Raw genomic sequence first — 24,669 nt, 5'->3', positions numbered from 1 at the left:
CGCTCCGTGTCCGGACCGGTTTCGCAGGCAGTCGGTTTCATTCGCCTCGTGGCAGGGGTCTTTGATCTCCCCGCGCCCGAGGATCAGGTGCCTCAGCCGCCGAGCTTCACCCAGGCGGCGTTTCTCGCGGAGGACCTGACGCACGCATCGACGAATTGAACACCGACAAGTCCGTCGCTGATGCCCGGCACGAGCGAGTCCTGGTTATTGCCGGCCTGGTGCGCCCGGATCACATCCGCGGCGTCCTTGTAGAGATTTGCGAAGCCTTCCAGGTAACCTTCCGGGTGGCCCGGAGGGATGCGCGTTGCCGGGGCGATGCTGTCCAGCATGCCGGCGCCTCCACGCGTGATGATGCGCTTCGGTTCGCCGAAGGGCGTGACATGAAGGTAGTTCGGGTTCTCCTGGTGCCACTCGAGGCCGCCCTTGTCGCCATAGATACGGATCTTGAGATTGTTCTCGTTGCCCGGCGCGACCTGGGAACACCAGAGCATGCCGCGCGTACCGCTGGCGTAGCGCAGCATGACGTGACCGTTGTCGTCGACCTGCCGTCCGGGCACGAAGGATTGCAGGTCGGCTGCAAGGCTTTCGGCGGACTGGCCGGTGATGAAACAGGCGAGATTGTAGGCATGAGTACCGATATCGCCGGTCGATCCCCCGGCACCCGACCTGGCGGGATCGGTGCGCCAGTCCGCCTGCTTGTTGTTCTGCTCGACGGTCAGCCAGTCCTGCGGATACTCGACCTGGATCACACGGATGGCGCCGAGATCGCCATTTTGAACCATTTCGCGCGCCTGCCGCACCATCGGGTAGCCGGTGTAGTTATGCGTCAGGAAGAACAACGCATCTGAGCTTTCGGCCGCTTTGACCAGTTTCCTGGCGTCGGCCAATGTCGATGTCAGCGGCTTGTCGCAGATTACGTGGATGCCGCGTTTGAGAAACGCCTTTGCCGCCGGATAGTGGACATGGTTGGGCGTGACGATGGCGACCGCTTCGATGCCGTCTTTCAGACGCGCCTCGCGCTTGGCCATTGCCTCGAAATCGGTGTAGATCCGGTCCTGCTTCAGCCCGAGTGCCTGGCCCGATTCCAGGGCCTTTTCCGGCGTCGAGGAGAGCGCACCGGCAACCAGTTCGTAGCGTCCGTCGATCCTCGACGCGATGCGGTGAACCGCGCCGATAAAGGCATCCTTGCCGCCCCCGACCATGCCGAGCCGGATTGGTTTCGACTGCGGATTGTCTTTTCCTTCTATCGCCATTCTGCTCCTCCTGTTTGCCCTTCATGTGCGCGGGCAGTCGCTCTGTAATCGATTACATTTCTATAGAGAAACCTCTTGCCAGGCAATCGCTCAAGAGGCTGCAAAAGGGCCCGGCCCGCCGTGACGGGTCGTGGCGTTTTTCGTGTCCGGTCTTCAAGGGTATCAAAGTTTCACCTTTGGCGCTGAGTGGGCCGGGCCTAGCCTATACCCAGCATTTTCCTGTTGGCTGCATCATCGGTACCGCCATCTGCGAAATCGTCAAAGGCTTTTTCCGTCACTCTGATGATGTGATCCCGGACAAAGGCCGCGCCCTCGCGGGCTCCGTCCTCGGGGTGTTTCAGACAGCACTCCCACTCGACAACGGCCCAGCCGTCGAAATCGTTCGCCGCCATCTTGGAGAAAACCGCGCCGAAGTCGACCTGTCCGTCTCCAAGCGAACGGAACCGGCCGGCGCGGTCCACCCAGGACGCGTAGCCGCCGTAGACGCCCTGGCGGCCCGTCGGGTTGAACTCGGCATCCTTGACGTGGAACATGCCGATCCTGTCCTTGTAGATGTCGAGATTGTCGAGATAGTCGAGGCACTGAAGAACGTAGTGCGACGGATCGTAGAGCATCTTGCAGCGCGGATGCGCATCGACGCAGTCGAGGAACATCTCGAAAGTGACGCCGTCATGCAGGTCTTCCCCCGGATGGATCTCGTAGCAGACATCGACACCCATCTCGTCCGCATAGTCGAGGATCGGACGCCAGCGCTTGGCCAGTTCGTCAAACGCCGTTTCGACAAGTCCGGCCGGCCGTTGCGGCCACGGATAGAGATAGGGCCAGGCGAGGGCGCCGGAGAAGGTTGCATGCGCACCGATGCCGAGGTTCCGGCTCGCAGCCAGCGCCAGTTTGACCTGATCCACGGCCCAGGCCTGCCGGGCAGAAGGGTTGCCGCGGACTTTCGGCGCGGCAAAGCCGTCAAACGCAGTGTCATAGGCCGGATGCACGGCGACCAGTTGCCCTTGAAGATGGGTCGAGAGTTCGGTGATCTCGACGCCGTTCTCCCTGGCGCGCCCGGCAAGATCCTCGCAATAGGACATGGAACTGGCGGCTTTGGAGAGATCGATCAGGCGGCTGTCCCAACTCGGTATCTGTACGCCGGCATAGCCGCAATCGGCGGCCCATTTCGTGATGCTGTCCCAGGAATTGAACGGAGCGTCGTCACCGGCGAACTGGGCAAGGAAAAGGGCAGGGCCCTTGATGGTCTTCATGATGGTCTCCCGATTCCGGCAGGCTGATTGAAAAAGGGCCGGGATCCCATCGCGAAAGACCCCGGCCAGGTAGGTGCGTGACAGTGCTTAGAACGGAGAGTCCGGGAAGTAGTAGCTCTCGGCATTGTCGCGTGTGATCAAGGTGGCGCCGAGGATATAGCGTCCTGCGACCGGTCCGTTCGACTTGACCGCATTGACCGTCGCGTCCATGGCGGTCGCGATCATTGCGGGCGGATAAAGCACGTTGACCGGGATCAGTTCATCGCCATCCATGATGCCCTTGATGATCTCTTTCATGCCTGCGCCGCCGACGACGAACATGCCGTTGCCGTCCCGGCCGGCCTGCTTGAGGGCGGCCACGACACCGATTGCGATGTCATCGTCCTGCGCCCACACGGCATCGATGTCGGGAAAGCGCGAGAGGAAATCCTGCATGACCTCGAAGCCGTCGTCGCGGTTCCAGTTGGCATGCTTGTGATCCAGCACATTGATCCCCGAACCTTCGATCTCGGCCATGAACGCGTCGAAGCGTTCATTGTCGATGACGGTCGGAATGCCGCGCAGGACGACTATGTTGTCGCCGTCCTTGAGGCGGCCCTTCATGTACTGCGCCGAAACGCGGCCGAGTTCCGGGTTGTTTCCGGCAACATAGAGATCCTCGATACCGGGCTGGCTGAGGCCCCGGTCCACGACGGTGATCCAGGCTCCCGATTTCTTCACGTTGAGAACGGGATCGGTCAGGGGCTCGGATTCGAACGGCAAAACGACAAGGGCGTCGATCTGGTGAACGGACACGAGATCCTCAAGGGCGCTTGCCTGAGCGCCCGGATCGGGCGAGTTGACCAGGATCAGATCCACATCCGGGTGAAGCGCCTCAAGGCGTTTTTCAGCCTGCTCGGCGTGCCAGTTCATGCCGGCTGCCCAGGCGTGGGTCGGCGTCGGATAGCTGACGCCGATCTTGATCTTGTCTTCGGCGGCGGCCGGGCCGGCAAAGGCCAGCATGCTTGTGACCGCCATCATTCCGAGTGTTGTTTTCCAGAGCATTGTTTCCTCCTCAATTGCTTCCGTTCGGACGCACCTCTCCCGTCCGGTGCGAACCGGTTCCGTGCAGGGGACGGGCCCCGATGGGTTGAAATCAGAACGTCAGGTTTTGGTTTTCTTGCCGAATTTCCAGTCACTTCGCTGCAGGAGAACCGCGACGATGATGATCAGGCCCTGCATCGTTCCGTTGAGATAGTTCGAGATCATGTCGGTGAAGTTCAGGATGTTGCCGATGGTCGTGAGAATGAGCGCACCCAGGATCGTGCCGCCGATCCGGCCATAGCCGCCTTTCAGAACGGTGCCGCCGATGATCACGGCCGCGATTGCCTCCAGTTCCCACAGAACGCCGGTGGATGCGGAGGCCGATCCGAGCCGTGGCACGTAGATGATCGTCGCGAAGGAGACGCACAGGCCCTGGATGATGTAGGTCAGCGTTTTCACGCGGTCGACATTGATGGCCGAGTATTTGGCGACCGCCTCGTTGGAGCCGATCGCGGTGCAGTACCGTCCGAACGCGGTCCGGTTCAGGAGCAGCCAGCCGCAGATGGCGACGCCAATGAACACCCAGACCGGGAAGGGCAGTCCCAGAAAGCTGTCGTAATAGACCGGGCGGTAGGTTCCGCGGATGTCGAAGTTGAGCGACAGGGTTCCCCCGTCGGCGAAATAGGTCACCAGCGAGCGGTAGATGCCCATCGTGCCGAGCGTCACGATGAAGGCCTCGATCTTGCCTTTCGTCGTCAACGCTCCGTTGATCCAGCCGGCGCCGATGCCGAGCAGGATCGCCAGCCCGCATCCGAGCAGGACCGTCGGAACGCCTGTTCCGAGCGTTTCCACCGCGTTGTTCATGACGATGATCATGACACCCGATATGGCTGCCGCCATCGAGCCGACGGACAGGTCGATGCCGCCTGCCGTGATGACGAAGGTCGCGCCGACCGCGATGATGCCGATAAAGGCCGAACGTGTAAGCAGGTTGGTCAGGTTGCCCTCGCTCGCGAAGGCCGGGTTGAGCAGGTATCCGATCACGCACAGCAGCAGCAGGGCGAGGGCAGGGCCGAGTGTCTTGAAGTCGACGGCAACCTTCCTGGCGGCCTTTGCGTTTCCGTCTTCAGATGCGGTCATCATGGTCAATGGAGGTCCTCCCGTTTCAGCCCGGCGGCGTAGCGCATGATTTCGTTTTCGTTGATGTGATCGCCGGTCAGGACACCGGCAATCCGGCCCTCGCGCATCACGGCGACCCGGTGGCAGATGCCAATGATCTCCGGCATTTCCGACGAGATCACCACGACGGACACGCCTTCGGCGGCAAGCGCGGCAATAAAATGGTAGATCTGCTGCTTGGTGCCGACATCGATGCCCCGCGTCGGCTCGTCGATGATGACGATCTTCGGATCGCATTCCATGATCTTGGCAAGCAGCAGTTTCTGCTGGTTGCCGCCGGAGAGCTTGCCGACGGTCACGTTCGGATCGCGCGCACGCACATCGAAGCGGCGAATGGCGCGTTCAAGGGCCTTTTCTTCCGCCTTCCGGTTCACGGCAAGGGTCTTCACGAATTTCGGCAAGGCGAACAGTGTGAGGTTCGGCTGCATTTTCTTGTCGAGCAGCAGCCCCTTTTCCTTCCTGTCCTTGGTCAGGTAGGCGAGACCCGCGTCCCGGGCCTGGGCAACGCTCATGGCGCCGGCCTCGCGTCCGTAAAGGCTGACCGTGCCGCTTTCGATCGGCGCGAGCCCGCAAATCGCTTCAAAGACGGCGGTGCGTCCGGAGCCGATCAGGCCGGAGAATCCGAGGATCTCGCCCTTGCGCAGGCCGAAACTGACATCGTGGACGCCGGGCGCCTTCAGGTTCGTGACCTCAAGGACCAGGTCGGCATCCACATCCGCCTCGTGCATGGGCGGATAGAGATCGGACAATTCGCGCCCGACCATCATCTGGGCCATGGTATCCGGAGTCAGGTCACCGGACGGGCGCGTGTCGATCCACTGCCCGTCCCTCAGGATCGTGATCCTGTCGGCGATCGCCTTCACTTCATTGAGTTTGTGGGAAACGAACACGATGCCGACACCGCCGGCTTTCAGCTTCTCCACCTGCCGGAAAAACACGTCGGTTTCTTCCTCGGTGAGCACGGCGGTCGGCTCGTCCATGATCAGGATACGCGCATTCCGGCTGACGGCCTTCACGATTTCGACCATCTGCTTCTGCGCGATCGTCAGGTCGGAGATCCGGTCCGCGGGCGAGATGTCGAGACCGATCTCGTCCAGGTATTTCTGCACGGTCCGGCGCATGCCGGCGCGGTCCAGAAAACCGCGCGAACGGGTCTCTCTTCCCAGAAAGACGTTTTCCTCGACCGTCATCTGTTCGGCAAGGTTGAGTTCCTGGTGAATGAGAACGATGCCGAGTTTTTCCGCGCCGCCATTCGGCGGCAGGTCGGTGGTCTTTCCGTCCAGCCGGATCTGGCCGGATGTCGGATCGTGGAACCCGGAGAGGATTTTCATCAGGGTGGATTTTCCGGCGCCGTTCTCGCCGATCAGCGCGTGCACTTCGCCGGCGCGGACATCCATGCTCACGCTGAACAGAACCGGTACGGGCCCGAATGACTTGCTGATATTGACAGCTTCAATCACCGCCGCCGAAGCGGACGTCGCGACATCCATCTGAAGATCCTCCCACGCGCCGCTGATATTGTTTCACACTGGCGCAATGATTCTTATGTAAACGTTTTCACAGTTGATGTAAACCTTTACATTCGCATTTGTAAACCTTTTCATGAATCAGTTCAGGCTATATACAGCAATGAGTACGTTGAATTTCATGCACTTATCGATGTGCAAAGAGCAACGCGGCAGGGATCGTTGAATGAGCGAACCGGTGGACCGTCCGGCGACAATTGAAGATGTTGCAAAGCTTGCGGGTGTCTCCATCGCAACTGTGAGCCGCGCGTTGCGGTCACCGGAAAAGGTTGCCGAGAGCACGCGCAAGAAGGTCACCGCCGCCATTGCGCGCACCGGCTACACCGCAAACGCGATGGCGCAGAACCTGCGCATGCAGCGGTCCAAGATGGTGTTGGTGCTTGCGTCCTCGATTGCCGATCCGAATTTCGCCGGCATCCTGACTGGTCTGGAAAAGGCGGCCAACGACCGCGGCTACGGCGTCCTCATCGGCAATACCGAGGGAACCACGGGTCTGGAACAGAATTACCTGCGCTTTCTGTCGACAGGCATGGCCGACGGACTTGTGCTCCTGACCGGTCACATTCCGGTCGCCGGCGAGCCGAAAACACCTTTGACGACACTGCCGCCGATCGTTGCCACGGAGCGGCCGGTCAACACCTCCGAGATCAGTTATGTCGGTGTGGACGATGTGGCCGCCTCCAAGATGGCAACGGAGTACCTGATCTCGCTCGGCCATCGCAGGATCACCTTCATCTCCGGCGGACGTGCCGATATCCGCAGCGATCTGAGGCACGAGGGCTATTGCCAGGGATTGAAGGAATCGCCCGAAGCCCTGCGTGACTGGCGCGTCGAGGGAGACGGCACGAGCGAAAGCGGCCGTGCGGCCGTCGAAAGGCTGTTCATCAAGGATGACCTGCCGACCGCGTTCTTCTGCTTCAACGACAACACGGCCATCGGCGTTATCTCGGCGTTGCAGCTGCGCGGTTACCGGGTCCCGGAGGACTTTTCCGTTCTGGGCTTTGACGACATTCCTTTCGCCAGCAATTTTTCGCCGGCGCTGACGACGATCCGCCAGCCGCGCCACCACATCGGCGAAAAGGCGATGAACATTCTGCTCGACCGCCTGGCGAACCGGTCGCTCGAGACGCGTTCGCAGCTTCTGCACGGCGATCTGATCGTGCGCGAAAGCTGCGCGGGCGTTGCCAGAAAACGGAGCTGAACGCGCGACTACGCGCTGGCGCTGCTGCGCGCCGCCGATGTGTCCTGAATGGTCGCGAGGATCTGCTCCGTCACCGCGCGTGTACCCATGTCGCCGCCGAATTCCATCGGTCTCAGGGCATTTTGCGCAAACCCTGTGTCCACGGCTGCGTTGATCAGATCCGCCGCGTCTGCAAGGCCGGGGTCGTCGAGTTTCTCCGACAGGTAGTCCAGCATCAGGGCGCCGCTGAGAATGGCGGCGAGCGGGTTGGCCTTGTCCTGGCCCATGATGTCGGGTGCGCTGCCATGTGCGGGCTGGAACAGGCCGACCTGATCGCCGATCTCCGCACAGGCGGCCATGCCCATGCCGCCGACCAGCCCGCCGGCCAGGTCCGACAGGATGTCGCCGAACATGTTCTCGGTCACCAGTACGTCGAATTCCCAGGGCTTGCGCACGAGATCGAGCGCCTGCGCATCGACATAGTTGTAACCCACGTCTACGTCCGGGTGCCTTGCTTTCACCTCGTCAAAGAGCTGCCGGAAGAAAGCGAGGGAGGTGAAGACATTGGCCTTGTCGACGCAGGTCAGTTTGCCGGAACTGCCGCGTTCGCGCCGCTTGCGGGCGAGGTTGAAGGCAAACTCATGCAGCTTCGTCGTGGTCTTGCGGGTGATCCTCAGAATGTCCTGAACCTCGTCGTCATTGACGACAAGACTGCGATTGTGGGTGGCTGCGGAGTAAAACAGACCTTCCGTCGACTCCCTCAGGATGACGAGATCGATGTCGGATGCACGCGGGTCTGCCAGCCGTTGCGGTGCGTTGGGATAGGCCTTGACCGGCCGGACGCCGGCATAAAGGCCGAAAGCGTCGCGCAGCCTGAGATGGGGCGAAATCTCCGTGCCGTCCGCATGCCTTATCGACGGCAGGCCGATCGCGCCGAGAAAGATTGCGTCGGCTTCCTCGGCGCGTTTTTCGCCGTCGGCTTCGATATCGCTTCCCGTATCCCTGAAGTAGCCGGCACCTGCATGAATCTCGTCATAGGACGGTTTGGCGTGTCCCGTTTTGTGAAGCGCGGACTCCACCACGGCCATGGTCGCTTCGGAAACGTCCACGCCGATACCGTCGCCTTTGATCAGGGCAATTCTCATTCTTTTGTCCTCACGTCCATTCAACGTCAAACTGCTTCACGACCATATCTATCTGGTCCTCATTCAGCGCGGTAGCATTTGCGCCGCGCAACAGCAACGCGAGTTTAGCAGTCGCTTCCAGCTCTTCCATCGCGTAAACGGCCGCCTGAAGGTCCTTCCCCGCAACAACCGGCCCGTGATTTGCCAAGAGCACGGCGGACCGTTTTCCGGCGAGACCGCGGACCGCATCACCCATCGCCGGATCACCTGGTACGAAAAACGGAAGCAAGCGGACCTTTCCGAGCAGCATGATTCCGTAGGCGGTCAGGGGAGGCAGCACATTGTCCGGGTCGATTTCAGGCAGAAGCGACAATGCGACCGAATGACAGGAATGCAGATGCACCACGGCCCCGGTCCGGTGCCGCGTTTCATAAAACGCTGCATGCAGCGGTATTTCCTTGGTCGGCTTGTCCCCGGAAATGAGCGCGCCTTTTTCCGACAGATGGCTGATGCGGGCCGGATCGAGAAACCCCATGGAAGAACCTGTCGGCGTCACCAGGAGGCTGCCGTCGGAAAGTCTCGCCGATATGTTGCCTGTCGAGCCGTGCGTCAGGCCCCGGTCGAACATGGACTTTGCGTATGTCGCGATCTGTTCCCGTGTCCGTGCGATTTCGCTCACGAAGCCTCTCCCAGAACCGAGAGCGCTTCGCGGAAAAAGTCCGGGCCTCCGAAATTGCCCGATTTGAGCGCCAGCAGAAGGTCGCTTTCGGCAACCTTGAGCGCAGGAACGCCCGCCGCGATACGCGGACCGACTTCAAGCGATTGCGCAGACACGCCGGATACCACAGCGCCGGAGGTTTCGCCGCCGGCGACGACGATCCGCGTCACACCGGACTGCGAAAGAGCCGCGGCAAGATTTGCAAACAGCCGTTCAACGGCTTGAGAGCTCTTTTCCTTGCCGTATTTCTGCTGCGCGGCAGCAACGGTTTCCGGCTCGGCGGACGAATAGAGCAGGGGGGGCTGTTCCTGTTGCAGGGTCCATTCGACGAGCTCTTGAAGGGACAGCCTGTTTTCCATGATGTCGGAGACAGCCAGTTCCCGGCTCGGGGCCTTGGCCTTGAAGGTTTCGACCTGTTCGCGCGTCGCAACCGAGCAGGAACCGGAAAGGACGATTGCCTTGCCGCGATGCCCCTGCCACGCGGTATCTCCGGGTGTTGCTCCGAAATTGCCGGGTAGTCCGAGAGCGATGCCCGAACCGCCGACAACCAGTTTCCTGTTTTTCGCGGCGCGTCCGATCGCGAACAGGTCCTCATTCGTGATCGCGTCGGCGATGACCATGGATTTGTCCGCTGCTGGATCGGAAGACGCGTCTTCACCTTCGTGGAGACCGGACAGCGACAGGTGCGAGACAGGCCAGTCCGTCTGCCGGGACAGAACCCGGCGAAGATCGGGATCGCGCATGGGCGTGAGCGGATGGTTCTGCATGCCGCTTTCGCTCAGCAGCGTGTCCTTGACGAACAGGTGCCCCTGGTAAACCGTCCGTCCGTTTTCCGGGAACGCCGGGCAGACCAGAACCCGGGTCTCGCCGAGACGCTTGGCAAGCGCGGCGGCGACGGTGCCGATATTGCCCTCGTCCGTGGAATCGAAGGTCGAGCAGACCTTGAACACGATTTGCGTGCAGCCCTGGGCGAGAAGCCAGTCGCAGGCTGCCAGTGAGCCTTTCACGGCTTCGGCGGCCGGGATCGTTCGTGACTTCAGTCCGACAACTCCGGCCGCTATGTCGCCGTCCGGCGCACGCTTCGGGACGCCAACGAACTGGGCCGTCCGCAGGCCGCCCTCCGAAAGCGTCAGTGCAATGTCGGATGCGCCGGTAAAATCGTCTGCGATCACGCCGAGCTTCATGGCTTGATCCATTTTTGCGGGCCGGCGTCGAGACGGATGACATGATCCGGTCCATGTGCGGGGAAGAGATCGCGCACCAGCGGATCGTGCCCCGGCACGACGAGCCTGTCGGAACTCGCCAGCTTGCGAATGGTCTGGAAGCCTTCCAGCATGTCGTCCAGATCGACCACGATCGGGAACGGTTTGGCTTCCAGGAAGTTCTCGTAATAGTGCGAGGTGTCCGACGCCAGGCACATCCAGCCGGCCTGCGTCAGCACGCGCACGGCCTGGAGCCCCTTGCTGTGGCCGCCCGTGTGATGAACGGTGACGCCTTCGCGGACTTCACCTTCGCCTTCATGAAAGACGACACGCCCGGAATAGAGCCGCTTGACGGCTTCGCAGACGTGGTCGACCGTGAACGGCGCCTGCAGGGTGCCGTGGCACATGCACGGGCCGGTCGCGTAGGCCATTTCCGCCGCCTGCAGGTGGATGGTGGCGTTTGGAAAGTGTTTCAGACCGCCGGCGTGGTCGTAATGGAGATGGGTCACGATGATGGTTGAGACCGCTTCGGGATCGATCCCGAGCGGCGCCAGCGCCTCAACGGGGTTCAGCCGGACCGGACGGCCGCGCCGGTCTCCCTCGTCCTGGTCGTAACCGGTGTCCACGAGGATGATCTCGTTGACCCGCCGGAGCACCCAGATGAAGTAGTCCATGTCATGCGGCAGGTGATGGTCGTCATCAAAAAGAAAACTGTCCTTCCGCGTCCGTTCATTCCGGTCGGCATATTTGACGGCAAAAACTTCCCAGGGTGTCATGAACTCACCTTCGAATAGGTCGCGACCGACTTGTCCGTGATCATCGTTGAAACCTGCGCATCGAAGGCAAGAAAATGCGGCGTCTTCAGATGAACCTGAAAGGCTTCGGCGTCGTCGTAGATCTCGTAGAGAAAAACCTCGCCGGGCCTGCCCGGATCGGTACAGACATCGAACTGGTGGCAACCGGGCTCTTCCCGGAGAGACGCTTTTGCGTTGTCGAGCATCAGGTTCATGAACGTCTCGAACATCCCGTCCCTGATTTCGAATCGGACTGTGACTGCAAACACCTGTCTTTCCTCCCTATCGGAACAAGTAGACCATACCCATCGACACGAAGGGAAGGTAGGTGACAGCGAGAAGGGCAGCGATCGCCGCCAGGTAAAGATGCGCCATGTTGCGGGCGATCGACAGGACGCCGACCCCGGAGATCCTCGAGGCGACATAAAGTGTCGCGCCGACAGGCGGGGTAAACAGGCCGACGGCCACGTTGCAGGTCATGATCACGCCGAGATGGACCGGGTCGACCCCGAACGCCTTGGCTGTCGGCAGGAACAGCGGCGCGGTCAGCAGGATGGCGGGCACCGGGTCCAGCACCAGGCCGAGAACCAAGAGGACAATGTTGACCAGGAGCAGGAACATCCACGGGCCGCTGGAAAAGTCCTGGACAAATCCCACCAGGATCTGCGGCATCTGTTCCAGCGTGATCAGCCAGCCGAGGACGGTTGTCGCGCCGATCACGACCATGACGACGGAACTGGTCACGAAGGAATCGACCAGCAGCCTGGGCAGATCCTTCAGCTTGAAGTCCCGGTAGACGACGGTGGTGACGAACAGGCCGTAGACAACGGCAAGCGCCGCGGCTTCTGTGGGTGTCACCCATCCGGTGAAGATGCCGCCTAGGATCAGCACCGGCATGAAAAGGGCCGGGGCCGTGCCGATGAACGAGCTCGTCAGCTCCTGCAAGGTGGTGGTGCGTCCGCCCGGATCGCATTTGCTGGTCTTGCCGACATAGTAGCAGACCGCCATGAACATGGCGCCGAACAGGATGCCGGGGACCATGCCGGCCAGAAACAGGTCCGCGACCGAGACATTTCCGACAAAACCGTAGATCAGCATCGGGATCGAGGGTGGGATAATGATACCGATGGTGCCGGCTGCCGCGACAAGCCCGGCCGCGAATGCGGTGTTGTAGCCTTCCCGCGACATGTTCTTGATCATGACCGATCCGATCGCGGCGCTGTCCGCGATCGCCGATCCTGAAATGCCGCCGAAGATCATTGATGCGCCGACGACGACCATTCCGAGCCCGCCTGCCATGAAGCCGAAGGCGGCACGGGCGAAGCCGATGATGCGCAGTCCGACACCGCCCCGGCTCATCATTTCGCCCGCGACGATGAACAGCGGTATGGCGAGGAAGTGGTTCGGTTCGACACCGCCGATGAAGTTCAGGAACAGCGCCTGCAGCGGATAGCCGAGATCGAACACGATGATGGGCAGAACGGCCGTGATCAGGATGGCCCAGACCAGGGGAATACCGAGAAAAACCGTCGTCAGGAAAACGGCAACGACAAACAGCAGGATCATAGCAGCGCCTCGCCACCGTCAGAATGGGTTGCATGGGGAACGACGGGATTGCGAATGTCGAACACCATGTTGAAGAGATGGAAAATCAGCGTGAGGGCCATGCCGACCGGCATGGACGCGTACAGGAGCCCGACCGGCCAGTAGAGGACCGTCGTCTTCTGCGCCCAGGTATGAACCGAGATGTTGTATCCGGTGTAGATCAGGCTCATGAGCAGGACGGCGATGATGACATCGATGGCGATCGAAAGCACGCGCTGGCCGCGATGGGGCATCAACCGTTCGACGATTTCGGTCACGCGCATATGCGCCCCTCTCGCAACGGCTGCGGCGCAACCGATGAACGTGCTCCAGAGCAACAGGAAGCTGGTGACCTCGAGCGACCAGGCCAGATCGAAGCCGGCAAAACCGCGCAGCGATGCGTTGCAGAAAACCAGCGTGACGATGGAAAACCCGCCCAGCATGAGGCAAACGTCCACCAGATGGCTGAGCCAGCGCAGCACAGCCGGATAATGATCTCGGTAATCCAAGGGATTTCTCTTTTTCGAAAAGAGCCGGAACCGATCCGGTTCCGGCCAGTCAATCCGTCAGGTCATGCCTGCACGCCGTTGCAGCCCGGCGTGCAGGGGATGACCTTCCTGCTTGGTCAGTTCTGAGCCGGAAGCGCTTCCCTGATGGCCGCGGCATCGGAAAGGATGTTGTCGACGGCTTCTGCTCCATAGACGTCCTTCGCCTTTGCATAGACCGGCTGGACGGCATCGCGGAACGGGCCGATCTCCGGCACGCTGACCTTGGCGCCTTCCTCGGTCATCTGCGTCAGCTGGCTGTCGACCGAGCTTTTGACGAGGTCGCGGCTGAATGTTGCCGATTCCGCAGCCGCCTTCAGGACGGCTTCCTTGTCTTCATCGGAGAAGGACTGCCAGGTCTTTTCCGCGATGGTCAGCGGCAGCGGGCTGTAGACGTGCCGGGTCAGCGTGATATGCGGCGCGACCTCGTAGAACCTCAGGGAGTTGATCGTGTCGACCGGGTTTTCCTGGCCGTTCACGATGCCCTGCTGGATGGAGAGATAAACGTCGGTGATCGGCATCACCACCGTCTGGAAGCCGATTGCCTCCATGGACCAGCGGATCATGTCGTTCGGGAAAACGCGCATTTTCATTGATTCCGCATCGGTCGGCGACGCGAGCGGCTCGTTGGTGGTGAAGCTGCGGAAGCCGGCTTCCCAGGTCGACAGGACGCGGAACCCTTTTTCCGGCAGTTTTTCGAATTCGCCCTGCAGCCAGGCCGAGTTGTCATAGAGCTCCCAGCCCTGCTCGTAGGTGTCGACGAGGAACGGCATGGCGGTGAGGTTCAGGGACGGCAGATGCGTTGCATAGCTGCCTGTCGCGGACACCGTGAAGTCGATGCCGCCAAGCTGCAGAAGTTCGATTGCCTTCGGGTCGTTGGCGAGCTGTCCGGACGGGAAGATCTGCACTTCGTAGCGGCCGTCCGTGTACTCGGCGACCTTCTCGGCGAACAGCTCCGCAGCCGCCTGGCGCGATCCGCCGGGGTTGTCGGTGTGGCTGAACCGAAGCGTTTCGACGGCAAGGGCGCTGCCGGCACCGGCGACGACGAGCGCCGCGCTCAAAAACAGGCGGCTCAGGGATTTCTTGTCAAGCATTGGGTCTCCTCCCACGATCGGATTTGAGATCGTATCAATTTGCACATTTGTTTGCGTATACGTAATTCAATCCCTTGTCAACTCGGCCCGGCTCCCGTATCACGAAAGGCAACAGGCCGGCGCCGGAACAGCGGGCAACGGCTCAAAAGAACTGCTAGAAAGACTCGTCTGAAGGGGAGTGAACCGATGGTGGAAGGCAAGGACACCTTGCGCGTCGCCTGCTTGGGAGCGGGCTATTTTGCCCGGTTCCACTACGAAGCCTGGCGGAAACTGCAAAGGGTCAGACTTGTCGGTGCGTGCGACCGCGATCCGGAAAAGGCAAAGGCAACGGGACAATCCGCCTTTGATGACCTGGACACCATGCTCAGGATGACCAGTCCCGACCTGCTGGACATCATCACGCCGCCGCCAACCCACCTGCCGGCAATAACGGCCGCGATTTCAAGCGGGGTCAGGGCGATCATCTGCCAGAAACCGTTTTGCACCTCGCTGTCCGAAGCGCGCGAGGCGGCAGATTTGGCATCGAAGGCGGGCGTCGTGCTGGTGGTCCACGAAAACTTCCGCTTCCAGCCCTGGTATCGTGCGATCAAGCAGGCGCTGGACGAAAACCTGATCGGAGATCTTCTCCAGCTCACGTTCAGGCTCCGCACAGGGGACGGGCAGGGGCCGGAGGCTTACCTCGACCGGCAGCCTTATTTTCAGACGATGCCGAAGCTTCTGATCCACGAAACCGGCGTGCACTGGGTCGACACCTTCCGCTACCTCCTTGGAGAGCCCGAGGCCGTCTATGCCGACCTTCGCAAACTCAATCCGGTTATCGCCGGAGAGGACGCCGGTTATTTCATCTTCGATCATGCCAATGGCGTGCGGGCGCTTTTCGACGGCAATCGTCTGCTCGACCACGCGGCTGAAAACTGCCGGACAACGCTCGGCGAAGCGCTCGTTGAGGGGACGCGGGGCACCTTGACCCTTGCCGGCGACGGGTCCGTTCATCTGCGCCATTTCGGATCGCTCGAAGACAGCGTCCTGCTTCCCGCGAGGGAATGGGAGGGGTTCGGCGGCGACTGTGTCAGGAACCTCATCAGCCACGTGGTTGACGGGATGCTGGACGGTAAACCATTGGAAAATGAGGCAAGTGACTATCTGAAGGTAATTGCGATAGAACAGGCAATCTATGAGTCCGACCGGTTGGGTCAGAAAATCCGGGAGTTTGCCGTTGCTTGAAGCACCGAAGCCGAAGACGATCACGACACTGGCGATGGAACAGATCCGTCAGCTGATCTTCGATGGTGAACTTGCAGCCGGATCAGATCACCTGGAAAGTGAACTTGCCGAGCGTCTGGGGATGTCGCGCACACCGGTCAGGGAGGCAACCCTGATGCTTGCCCAGCAGGGGCTCCTTGAAGTCCGTCCGAGAAAGGGCGTTCGCATTTCATCCCTGTCACTGAAGGACATGGAAGAAATCTATGCCGTCCTGACCGAACTGGAGAGCCTCGCTGCGGAACAAGCGGCGGAAAAGGACTATTCCGAAGACGCTCTGGGCGCGCTGAAGCAGTCGATCGAGGCGATGGAAACCGCGCTTGAGCAACAGGATCGTGAGGCCTGGGCCGTCGCGGACAACGCCTTCCACGAGGAACTTGTGAGGCTGGGCGGCAATTCCAGGGTGGAGACCATCGTGGCGATGATGGCGAACCAGGTCCGGCGCGCGCGCGCCATGACCCTGTTCATCCGCCCGTTGCCGGTCAAGTCGAACGAAGATCACCGCGCTGTCTATGACGCGATCCGGCAGGGCAACCCGGCACTTGCGCGCGAACGCCACCGCAACCACCGACGCGATGCGCGTGAGGTGCTGATAGATCTTCTCAAGAAGCACAAGCTGTTTCAGCTCTAAATCCGTGGAGCGACATGGCCTGTTTCGCGTCAACGACTGACCGCGCAAACGCGGGCGGCGCGACCACAGCAAAGCAAATGGTCAGATAAAGTTCCGAAGCGGAAAATATCTAACCTTTGATTTTAAATAAGAAAAATACTCTCCGTTTCGCTACACCTGAAGTCGGATTTTGTTCCAAAAATTTAATGTAATAATTTTTGAGGGAATACTTTTTTGCGCCTTATTCTCACGCAAACGTGATCGGTGATTGTTGAAAAGCCGAAAATAAGGGCAGTAATCATGGCCGCATCATCTGCACGTCAAACTGGCATTCTCTGGATATTGCTAACGCTCGGGGTACCCGCAACCAGCCTGGCCGAGGCACCCGAGAAACTCGACCAGTCCGTTCTGAACGAGAAGGTGAAGGAGGACCCCGGGGAGGCCTTCATCGATGCCTTCGATGCGGGGGATGAGTTGACGGAGGCGTCCTTCACGCTGGAGCGCGGTGTCGGCGCCAAGGTCTCTCAGGACGGCCACCGTTTCACGCGCATGCCCCGGGCGGATCTCGATGCCTTTGGCGAGTGGACCAACCATCTGCCGAAGAGGGAGGCCGGACCGGTCGCCCAGTCCTGCATCTCGTGCCACTCGGCGCCCTATGCCAACGGGGCCGGCCCGAACCCGCTCAACGCCATTGTCGATCCATTGCATTCGGGCGATCCGGCAAAGTATCTCCATCGCAACACGCCGCACCTCTTCGCGCTGGGTGCAGTCCAGCGCATTGCGGAGGAAATGACGGCCGAGCTGAAAGCCGCGGAGGCGAAGCTAGAAGCGGACGCCTGCAAGCTCAACGACCGCGTGTCCGTACCGCTTGTCGCCAAAAGCGTTGAATTCGGCATGCTGTCGGCAAAGCCGATGCTCAGTCCGGAAACCGGAACATGTGTCGCAGACTATGACCGCAGCGGCGTGGAGGGCGTTGACGAGGACCTTGTCGTCAGGATGTTCGGCTGGAAGGGATCGCACGCCACCTTGCGCGCCTTCACCCGCCACGCGGCGCATAACGAACTCGGCATGCAGGCGGAAGAACTCGTGGGCAGTCATGACGGAGATCATGACGGCGTGACCAACGAATTGTCCGTCGGAGACCTGACGGCACTGACCATCTACATGGCCGCGCTGGAGCGCCCGGTGTCCAGGCTGGAACTTCACCGCCGCGGAATTCTGCAGCTTGAGCCGGAGGAAAGGGCACAGATCGAACGGGGCGAGGAGATGCTTGTCGAAGCGAAGTGCACGGCTTGCCACATCCCCGTCATGCGTGTTTCGACCCCGATTTTCAGCGAGCCGAGCTTGCAGGATGGGTTTCGGGAGACCGTGTTTCCGTCCGGCCAGAAAACCGCGGATGCGGGCCTTGCTGCCGACACCGCCATCTGGTTCGACCTGACGAGCGACTCGCCGAACAACCACGTTGAGCTTCCGGGCGGCGAGGTCGTCAATCTGGGCGCGTTCCCGAAAGCGGAAGACGGGTCTGCCCTGGTTGCCTGGTATGCCGATTTCAAGCGTCACGACATGGGCGAAAAGCTCACCGACCCCGTCGACGTACACGGGTTTGGCGCCTCGGTCTGGCCGACGGCATCACTGGCAGGCGTCGGCTCGACCGGACCCTGGCTGCACGATGGCAATGCAACGACGCTGGAAGACGCCATCCTGGCCCATGGCGGCGAGGCTCAGGACAGCCGTCTGGCCTATGAAACCCTGCCCGAGGAAGACCGTGCGGCGTTGATCGCCTTCCTGGAAAACCTGATCCTGATCGATCTCGACCCGGAAAAAGAAGAGGAAGAACACGCCGCGCGGGACGCTGCGCCGGGCGTTGTCCGCAAAGCCGCGCTGGACGTGAACGCCATTCCGCCCGTCAAGCCGGCCGCGCAGCTGCGCTGAGGTGTGAGGTGGCCGGGCCTGAATGCCCGGCCGCCATTTTGCACCGTCATCGATCACAGGCTCCCTGGGCTGAAAGGGCCAGGGAGCGTCCCGCAACGCCTCCGCATCCTGAGGAAGGCCGCAGGCCTGTCTCGAAGGATGGGGCGCTCTCTGAGCAAGCAATCCATCCTTCGAGACGAACCATTCGGTTCTCCTCAGAATTAGGCAGGGGTTCAGATACCGGAACGAGGGAAGTGACACTTCCGCAAAGTTAAATCGTTCCATCGTCATCCCGGACGAGCGGAGCGAGATCCGGAACCAACTCATTTCCGGCGCAGTTCATGGGCCGGCAGCGACACGTTGCCTGCAGTCGCGTAGACAAGTCGTCAGGCGAGATGACCCCGGATCTGCGCTCTCGCTTGTCCGGGGTGACGCCTATACGGCAAACCGGGATGATGAGCTGGAAGTGTTCCGCTTGGTATCTGTGCGCTGTTCAAGACTTCCATCCTCATCCTGAGGAAGCCCGCAGGCCTGTCTCGAAGGATGGGCGGCCCTCTCTGAGCAAGCAGCCCATCCTTCGAGACAGCGCGTTGCGCTTCCTCAGGATGAGGAGCGTGGGGCGACAAGCTTGAGCGCTGATTTACTCGCGTAGCATTACAGCTTCGAGGATATGTTTCGCAACACCGCGTCCATGACCGCTACCCCCCCTGCCAGGTCCTGATCGCCTCGACGGGATAAAGCAGCATGATGACATTGAGGGTCAGGTTGTCGCGGATCACCCAGAGCGCCAGCAGTTCGAAGGCGACTGCAACGAGGATCGTCACCCAGACCGGCACGCGCCAGGCGAAGAAGAACCCGGCCAGCATCCAGAGGATATCGAAGATGGAGTTGAGCACGCTGTCGCCGGTGTAGCCGACGGCGATCGTCGCCTCGCGGTACCGGTCGATGATCCAGGGACTGTTTTCGGCGATCTCCCACGCCGCTTCCAGAAAGATCGCCCCCAGCGCGCGCTCGCAAACCGTGCTGCGGCGGAACAGCAGCCAGAGCACCCAGTAGAAAATGAAGCCGTGAATGATATGGGAGAACGTGTACCAGTCGGCGATATGCTGGGACGAGCCGGCAAGATCGTCCGCAGGCGTCCAGAAGAGAACATAGCCGCAGTCACAGATCGGAATGCGGCCCATGGCCAGCAGAATGACGGCCGTCGCGACGATCATGAGAAGGCCGATGATCAGGCATTTCTTGTGGCTCAAACGTTTCTCCCGTGACCGCTGGGGCTTGCGGCGATTCTTTGCTGGAAAATCGCCGCTATTCCCTCTATGACCTTGCGCCAACGAAACATCAATCCGTCCGGCCACCAAGAGTGTTGTTGCGCACCGGTTTCAACCGTCGCGAATGCGCAGACGCCGCCGGCTCAACGGACCAGGAGACCTTCATGTCTGGCCTCAACGGTGCAGCGCCGTTTCAAGCACGGCGCACGTTTGCAATCATTTCCCACCCGGATGCCGGCAAGACGACCTTGACCGAAAAGCTGCTTCTGTCGGGCGGTGCGATCCGGGCCGCCGGGCAGGTGCGGGCACGCGGTGAGCGCCGCCGGGCGCGTTCCGACTGGATGAAGATCGAGCAGGAACGCGGCATCTCCGTCTCGTCCTCGGTCATGACCTTCGAGCGCAAGGGCATCGTCTACAATCTGCTCGATACGCCGGGCCACGAGGACTTTTCCGAAGACACTTACCGCACGCTGACCGCCGTGGACGCGGCGATCATGGTGATCGACGCCGCCAAGGGCATCGAGACGCAGACCCGCAAGCTGTTCGAGGTCTGCCGCCTGCGCGACATTCCGATCATCACCTTCGTCAACAAGATCGACCGGGAAGGCCGCCACGCGCTGGAGATCCTGGACGAGGTGCAGGAAGCGCTCGCGCTTGACGTCTCGCCCCAGACCTGGCCGGTCGGCATGGGCTCCGATTTCTTCGGCGTTTATGACTGGCAGCAGAAGAAGTTCCACACCTCCGAGGGCGAGCGCGGCGGGCCTTATGCCGAGACGAAGGACGTCACCGGCCTTGAGGACGAGGTGCTGACCGGCACCGTGTTCGACCGGATCATGGAGGAGCTCACCGAGAACGTTGAACTCGGCGCCGAAGGTTATGCCGAATTCGATAAGGAGAGCTTTCTCGAGGGCCACCTGACCCCGGTCTTCTTCGGCTCGGCGCTTCGCGACTACGGCATCGAGGAAGTGCTCGACTTCATCGCCGACAATGCTCCGGCACCGCATTCCCAGCCGGCCACCGGTGGACGCACGATCATGCCGGAAGAGGACAAGGTCACCGGCTTCGTCTTCAAGGTGCAGGCCAACATGGATCCGAAGCACCGCGACCGCATCGCCTTCGTGCGCCTGTGTTCGGGCACCTTCAAGCGCGGCATGAAGCTGAAACACGTGCGTGCGAACAAGCAGATCGCCGTGTCCGCGCCGATCTTCTTCTTTGCCGAGGAACGCGAGATCGCCGACCTGGCCTATCCGGGTGACGTCATTGGCGTCCCAAACCACGGCCAGCTTCGCGTCGGCGACACGTTGACCGAGGGCGAGAACATCCACGTCACCGGTCTACCGGCCTTCGCGCCGGAAATCCTGCGCCGCGTGCGCCTGTCCGACACCATGCGCGTCAAGCAGATGCGCCAGGGCCTGCAGGACCTCGCCGAGGAGGGGCTCGTGCAGATCTTCAAGCCGGATCTCGGCTCCAACTGGATCGTCGGCGTGGTCGGAGCCCTGCAGCTTGACGTCGTTGTCGACAGGCTGAAGGCGGAATACGGCACCGAGATCGGTTTTGAAGCGGTGCCCTACAACACCGCCCGCTGGATCGAGACGGATGGCCAGACGCTCCAGAAGATCATCGAGGGTCACCGCATGTCGGTCGCCAACGATCGCGACGACAAGCCGGTGTTCCTGTTCAAGAACGCCTGGGAAGTCGGTCATGTCACCGAGAAATTCCCCGATGTGACCTTCCGCGAAACCCGCGAGATCGTCTACGAGGCGTAACGTTGCCCATCCGCCGATGACCTGCGATCTCAGACCCCTGACGCCTCACGACCTGGACCTGATCTGCCGACAGCGCAACGACATGTTCCGCTCGATGGAGATGTCCGAGGACCTGATCACCCGGATGGACCCTGCCTTTCGCGCATGGCTTCGGGACCGGCTTTCTGACGGGACCTATTTCGGGTTTGTCGCCGACCTGGACAATCGTCCCGTCGGCGGCATTGGTCTGATGGAGATCGAGTTTCCGCCTCATCCGGCCCATCCCGAAACCACCAGGCGGGGGCGTATTCTGAACCTTTTTGTGGAGCCTGAGGCGCGGGGGCAGGGCATAGCCCGGCAACTGGTGCAGGCAGCCGAGAGCGAATTCAGGAAGCGCGGTCTGACCTACGCCGTTCTCCACGCAACGGACATGTCCCGCCCGCTCTACGAACAGGACGGCTGGCGGGGGACAGCTGAAATGGAAAAGCTTCTGGCACCGGATTGATGCCTCTCAGGCTTCCGAGCCGAGAAAACCGCTGGCATCCCGCGCTGGCGCAGTCGTCTGTCGGCAACACTTGGTGCGAACTGGAGCCGCGCACGTCTATCTTCTTGTCATCCCTGCGAAGGCAGGGATCCAGTACTCCCTGTGGCCCGAGGCTGCAAGAAGAAGGAAAAACAGGTGGTTACTGGGTTCCGGCCTTCCGCTACGCTTCAGCCGGAATGACAGGTTCATTGACTGAGGACCGCCCAACTGGATGACCTAAGGGTTAACCCGAACAGCAGTTGGTCAGCCCCTGCAATGACGATCGGAAGGGGGGCGATATTTGGCTCTCTATCGCAGGCACTTCCTTCTGAAAGATAACCACGCAGGCGGAACCAGTCGACATGGGTCAGGTGCCGGCAGTGCGCCAGCCCAAAATCGAAATTGATTTCATGCGCCATTCGCAGGACACTTCCCGGCAGCGTCCAAGAGCCTGTTGAGGTTTGCGGACACGGAACAACAAGAGCCCGTGCCACGATGCGTGACAGGATGGGCCGTGCCGCAATCGACGGGGAGCTTCGATGGCAGATTATGACAAGAATCCCTCGCCGTACCTGCAGCAGTCGGTTGCCGACAACCCCTACCGGTTGCTTGAATGGACAACATTCCTGGACGTGCTCGGCTCCGTCGAGGGCAGGAGGATCCTGGACCTCGCCTGCGGGGATGGCCGTCTGACGCGTGTCCTGGCTCATGGCGGCGCAGCGGAGGTTCTCGGGCTCGACGTCTCGGAGGAAATGCTGGACCGCGCCCGCGCGCAGAACGTGGAGGGGCAGCCGGAAGCCTTCGCCGACAGGGTCACCTATGCCGAGATCAGCGCGGCGGACGAGACCTTCCAGATGACACCGCCGGCGGACATCGTCACGGCAATGTACCTCTTCCACTATGCGCATAGTGGTGAAGAACTCGACCGGATGGCGGACCTGATCGGCCGCAACCTGGCGCCCGGAGGAAGGTTCGTCACCTACACCATCAATCCGGACTATGACTTCACCAGTGCGCCGGACGACATGGAGGCCCGCATCGGCTTCCGCTACCGCATCATCGAACCACCGGCGCACGCGCTCGTGATCGGGGATTTCGATGTGCCGATCTGGCAGTGGAGCAGGGAGCAGCATGAGCAGGCCCTGCACCGCGCAGGGCTCAAAAATGTCCGCTGGCATCCTTTGAAATTTCCGCCGGATCAGGAGCATCACCTTGTCGGCTGGGCCTGGTATCTCGACAACCCGAGCTGCATCGTCCTGTCGGCGGAAAAGGCCGGGTAGGCAGCACCGCTGCCCTGAAAGGTCACGGGCTTCAAGGCCGCTTTTCGAGTGGTCCGGTTTGCGCCTGTCGCGCCGGCAAGTTATCGCGACACCCTCGCGGGCACGGCCTGTTTCCCGTTTTCGTACTTGTTCAGGAAATGATTCAACTTCGGAACGAAACGCTCTAAACTCGGACAAAGACTCATCTAATCCGTTCGCAGCCGCTCTTCATCCAGAACTTTAACGCCGCCACGATTGTCCGCCTGTTGCCTGCGTGCGGCTTCACGCGTCAGGATCCTTGTCAAAAGGAATGCAATGTCCGAACAGAAAACGAAACTGACACCGAGGGCAATCGTCGCCGCATCCAGTGGCAACGTCCTGGAGTGGTATGACTTCACCGTTTACGGCTTTCTCGCCCCGACGCTCGCAACCCTGTTCTTCCCGTCCGAAGACAAGCTGGCCTCGCTCTTGTCCGCCTTCGCGGTCCTCGCGGTCGGTTACGCGGCGCGGCCGGTCGGCAGCGTCATATTCGGACATATCGGCGACCGGGTCGGCCGCAAGGCAGCGCTGATGATTTCCGTGCTCCTGATGGGTGGCGGATCGTTTTCGATCGCCGCATTGCCGACCTATGAGCAGGTCGGGTTGACGGCCGCGTTCCTGCTCGTGGCAATCCGGATCGTTCAGGGAATATCCGTCGCCGGGGAATATACGGCGTCCGGCGTGCTGCTGGTCGAACAGGCGGGCGAAGGCCGCAAGGCGATGACCGGCGCCTGGGTTGCCTTTGCCATGATGTGGGGCTGTGTTCTCGGCTCTGCCGTTCCGGCCGGGCTCAGTTCCATCCTCAGTTCGGAACAGATGACGGACTGGGGCTGGCGGATACCGTTTGCGCTTGGCGGCCTGGTTGCGATCTTCAGTGCGATCCTGCGTTTGAACCTGACCGAAAGCGAACGATCCGAGGATCCGGGTGACGGAACGTCTCCAGTCATCCAGAGCCTGCGGGATCATAAAGCACTCATCGGACAGATGGTCCTGTTGCTGATCCCGACGGCGGTCATCTACTTCGTCATCTACGTCTATGCCGTGTCCTATCTGAGCTCCGAAGCCGGGTTTTCCTCGGCGTCAGCGCTGGATATCACCACGATCAACCTCATCGTCATGGCGCTCTTCGTGCCGGTCTGCGGCCTGGCGGCGGACCGGTTCGGCTTGCGCCCTGTCTTCATGGCCGGGGCCATTGCGACGCTGGTTCTGGCCGGGCCGAGCTGGTGGCTGATGCACCGGACGGACGTGTTTTCCGTGTTTGCGGGCCAGTTGGGCCTGACGCTCAGCAGCACGGCAGGCTGGGCGCTGTCGGTCACGGCTCTGACGCTCACGGCCCCCGCGCACCTGCGCTGCAGCGTGGTCGCCCTCGGCTACAACATCTGCATGGCCGTCTTCGGTGGAACGACTCCGATGATCGCAACCTACCTGGTCAACAGGACGGGCGACGACTATGCACCGGTCTATTATGCGGTCGCCGCAACGCTTGTTGCGATCCCCGTCATCTGGCGCTTGCCGAAGCTTATCGAAAGGGCAGGGCAGTTCGCGACGCCCGGCACAGCGAACGCGGCATGAAAGC

Annotated in this window: 23 protein-coding genes; 8 read left to right on the top strand and 15 right to left on the bottom strand. The window is 61.1% G+C overall.

Translation table 11 applies throughout. The features are described 5' to 3' along the window. Positions 1–92: 92 nt before the first annotated feature. The 5 genes from ACO08A_RS02095 to ACO08A_RS02075 all read right to left on the bottom strand — a co-directional run bounded on the left by ACO08A_RS02095 (position 93) and on the right by ACO08A_RS02075 (position 6,198). Positions 93–1,253 carry a Gfo/Idh/MocA family protein gene (locus tag ACO08A_RS02095; protein WP_422039613.1) on the bottom strand — a complete coding sequence of 387 codons (1,161 nt, stop codon included), beginning with the start codon at positions 1,251–1,253 and terminating at the stop codon, positions 93–95. Positions 1,254–1,450: 197 nt separating this feature from the next. Further along, a complete protein-coding gene (locus ACO08A_RS02090; RefSeq protein WP_422039612.1) occupies positions 1,451–2,506 on the bottom strand; it encodes a sugar phosphate isomerase/epimerase family protein in 1,056 nt (351 codons plus the stop codon). A gap of 87 nt (positions 2,507–2,593) precedes the next feature. Next, on the bottom strand, positions 2,594–3,550 hold the full coding sequence (locus ACO08A_RS02085; protein WP_420336193.1) for a substrate-binding domain-containing protein: 957 nt from the start codon (positions 3,548–3,550) through the stop codon (positions 2,594–2,596). Between the two features lie 99 nt (positions 3,551–3,649). Further along, positions 3,650–4,672, bottom strand: a complete 1,023-nt coding sequence (locus ACO08A_RS02080) for an ABC transporter permease (protein WP_422039611.1) — start codon at positions 4,670–4,672, stop codon at positions 3,650–3,652. Positions 4,673–4,674: 2 nt separating this feature from the next. Further along, positions 4,675–6,198 carry a sugar ABC transporter ATP-binding protein gene (locus ACO08A_RS02075; protein WP_422039610.1) on the bottom strand — a complete coding sequence of 508 codons (1,524 nt, stop codon included), beginning with the start codon at positions 6,196–6,198 and terminating at the stop codon, positions 4,675–4,677. Positions 6,199–6,400: 202 nt separating this feature from the next. On the opposite strand from ACO08A_RS02075, the gene ACO08A_RS02070 reads away from it, so the two are divergent. Beyond that, a complete protein-coding gene (locus tag ACO08A_RS02070; RefSeq protein ID WP_422039609.1) occupies positions 6,401–7,435 on the top strand; it encodes a LacI family DNA-binding transcriptional regulator in 1,035 nt (344 codons plus the stop codon). An 8-nt stretch (positions 7,436–7,443) separates the two neighbouring features. Here ACO08A_RS02070 and ACO08A_RS02065 read toward each other — a convergent pair whose 3' ends face one another. The 8 genes from ACO08A_RS02065 to ACO08A_RS02030 form a co-directional block, all read right to left on the bottom strand. Continuing rightward, positions 7,444–8,559 carry an isocitrate/isopropylmalate dehydrogenase family protein gene (locus tag ACO08A_RS02065; RefSeq protein WP_422039608.1) on the bottom strand — a complete coding sequence of 372 codons (1,116 nt, stop codon included), beginning with the start codon at positions 8,557–8,559 and terminating at the stop codon, positions 7,444–7,446. 10 nt (positions 8,560–8,569) lie between these two features. Next, positions 8,570–9,217, bottom strand: a complete 648-nt coding sequence (gene otnC, locus ACO08A_RS02060; RefSeq protein WP_422039607.1) for a 3-oxo-tetronate 4-phosphate decarboxylase — start codon at positions 9,215–9,217, stop codon at positions 8,570–8,572. Beyond that, positions 9,214–10,440, bottom strand: coding sequence for a 3-oxo-tetronate kinase (otnK, locus tag ACO08A_RS02055; protein WP_422039606.1), 1,227 nt, complete (start codon positions 10,438–10,440; stop codon positions 9,214–9,216). The genes otnC and otnK overlap by 4 nt, the downstream gene beginning before the upstream one ends. Then, on the bottom strand, positions 10,437–11,234 hold the full coding sequence (locus ACO08A_RS02050) for an N-acyl homoserine lactonase family protein (protein WP_422039605.1): 798 nt from the start codon (positions 11,232–11,234) through the stop codon (positions 10,437–10,439). Before ACO08A_RS02050 ends, otnK begins: the two co-directional genes overlap by 4 nt. Then, positions 11,231–11,521: a putative quinol monooxygenase gene (locus ACO08A_RS02045; RefSeq protein ID WP_422039604.1), complete on the bottom strand. Its 291-nt coding sequence runs from the start codon at positions 11,519–11,521 to the stop codon at positions 11,231–11,233. The genes ACO08A_RS02050 and ACO08A_RS02045 overlap by 4 nt, the downstream gene beginning before the upstream one ends. Positions 11,522–11,534: 13 nt before the next feature. Next, the gene (locus ACO08A_RS02040; protein ID WP_319386462.1) at positions 11,535–12,818 is read right to left on the bottom strand and encodes a TRAP transporter large permease; all 1,284 of its coding nucleotides are present in this window, start codon (positions 12,816–12,818) and stop codon (positions 11,535–11,537) included. Beyond that, the gene (locus tag ACO08A_RS02035) at positions 12,815–13,345 is read right to left on the bottom strand and encodes a TRAP transporter small permease (protein ID WP_422039603.1); all 531 of its coding nucleotides are present in this window, start codon (positions 13,343–13,345) and stop codon (positions 12,815–12,817) included. Before ACO08A_RS02035 ends, ACO08A_RS02040 begins: the two co-directional genes overlap by 4 nt. A gap of 116 nt (positions 13,346–13,461) precedes the next feature. Beyond that, a complete protein-coding gene (locus tag ACO08A_RS02030; RefSeq protein ID WP_422039602.1) occupies positions 13,462–14,475 on the bottom strand; it encodes a TRAP transporter substrate-binding protein in 1,014 nt (337 codons plus the stop codon). A 186-nt stretch (positions 14,476–14,661) separates the two neighbouring features. On the opposite strand from ACO08A_RS02030, the gene ACO08A_RS02025 reads away from it, so the two are divergent. The 3 genes from ACO08A_RS02025 (at position 14,662) to ACO08A_RS02015 (ending at position 18,277) form a co-directional block, all read left to right on the top strand. Continuing rightward, a complete protein-coding gene (locus tag ACO08A_RS02025; protein ID WP_422039601.1) occupies positions 14,662–15,699 on the top strand; it encodes a Gfo/Idh/MocA family protein in 1,038 nt (345 codons plus the stop codon). Beyond that, positions 15,692–16,366, top strand: coding sequence for a GntR family transcriptional regulator (locus ACO08A_RS02020; RefSeq protein ID WP_422039600.1), 675 nt, complete (start codon positions 15,692–15,694; stop codon positions 16,364–16,366). Before ACO08A_RS02025 ends, ACO08A_RS02020 begins: the two co-directional genes overlap by 8 nt. A gap of 279 nt (positions 16,367–16,645) precedes the next feature. Next, a complete protein-coding gene (locus ACO08A_RS02015; protein WP_422039599.1) occupies positions 16,646–18,277 on the top strand; it encodes a di-heme oxidoredictase family protein in 1,632 nt (543 codons plus the stop codon). A gap of 677 nt (positions 18,278–18,954) precedes the next feature. Here the strand turns inward: ACO08A_RS02015 and ACO08A_RS02010 are convergent. Then, positions 18,955–19,473 carry a DUF2585 domain-containing protein gene (locus tag ACO08A_RS02010; RefSeq protein ID WP_422041843.1) on the bottom strand — a complete coding sequence of 173 codons (519 nt, stop codon included), beginning with the start codon at positions 19,471–19,473 and terminating at the stop codon, positions 18,955–18,957. 218 nt (positions 19,474–19,691) lie between these two features. Here ACO08A_RS02010 and ACO08A_RS02005 point away from each other — a divergent pair, with 218 nt between their 5' ends. After that, complete coding sequence (locus tag ACO08A_RS02005) at positions 19,692–21,293, top strand: peptide chain release factor 3 (protein WP_422039598.1); 1,602 nt, start codon at positions 19,692–19,694, stop codon at positions 21,291–21,293. A 16-nt stretch (positions 21,294–21,309) separates the two neighbouring features. Next, positions 21,310–21,777, top strand: a complete 468-nt coding sequence (locus ACO08A_RS02000) for a GNAT family N-acetyltransferase (protein ID WP_422039597.1) — start codon at positions 21,310–21,312, stop codon at positions 21,775–21,777. A gap of 224 nt (positions 21,778–22,001) precedes the next feature. Here the strand turns inward: ACO08A_RS02000 and ACO08A_RS01995 are convergent, their stop codons facing one another. Next, positions 22,002–22,214, bottom strand: a complete 213-nt coding sequence (locus tag ACO08A_RS01995; RefSeq protein WP_422039596.1) for a hypothetical protein — start codon at positions 22,212–22,214, stop codon at positions 22,002–22,004. A gap of 120 nt (positions 22,215–22,334) precedes the next feature. Here ACO08A_RS01995 and ACO08A_RS01990 point away from each other — a divergent pair, with 120 nt between their 5' ends. Then, positions 22,335–23,075, top strand: coding sequence for a methyltransferase domain-containing protein (locus tag ACO08A_RS01990; protein WP_422039595.1), 741 nt, complete (start codon positions 22,335–22,337; stop codon positions 23,073–23,075). A 294-nt stretch (positions 23,076–23,369) separates the two neighbouring features. Then, complete coding sequence (locus ACO08A_RS01985) at positions 23,370–24,665, top strand: MFS transporter (RefSeq protein WP_422039594.1); 1,296 nt, start codon at positions 23,370–23,372, stop codon at positions 24,663–24,665. Positions 24,666–24,669 lie beyond the last annotated feature (4 nt).

Source organism: Roseibium sp. (assembly GCF_965232425.1).
Taxonomy (GTDB): Bacteria; Pseudomonadota; Alphaproteobacteria; order Rhizobiales; family Stappiaceae; genus Roseibium.
This window is presented reverse-complemented; position numbering and strand designations above follow the sequence as displayed.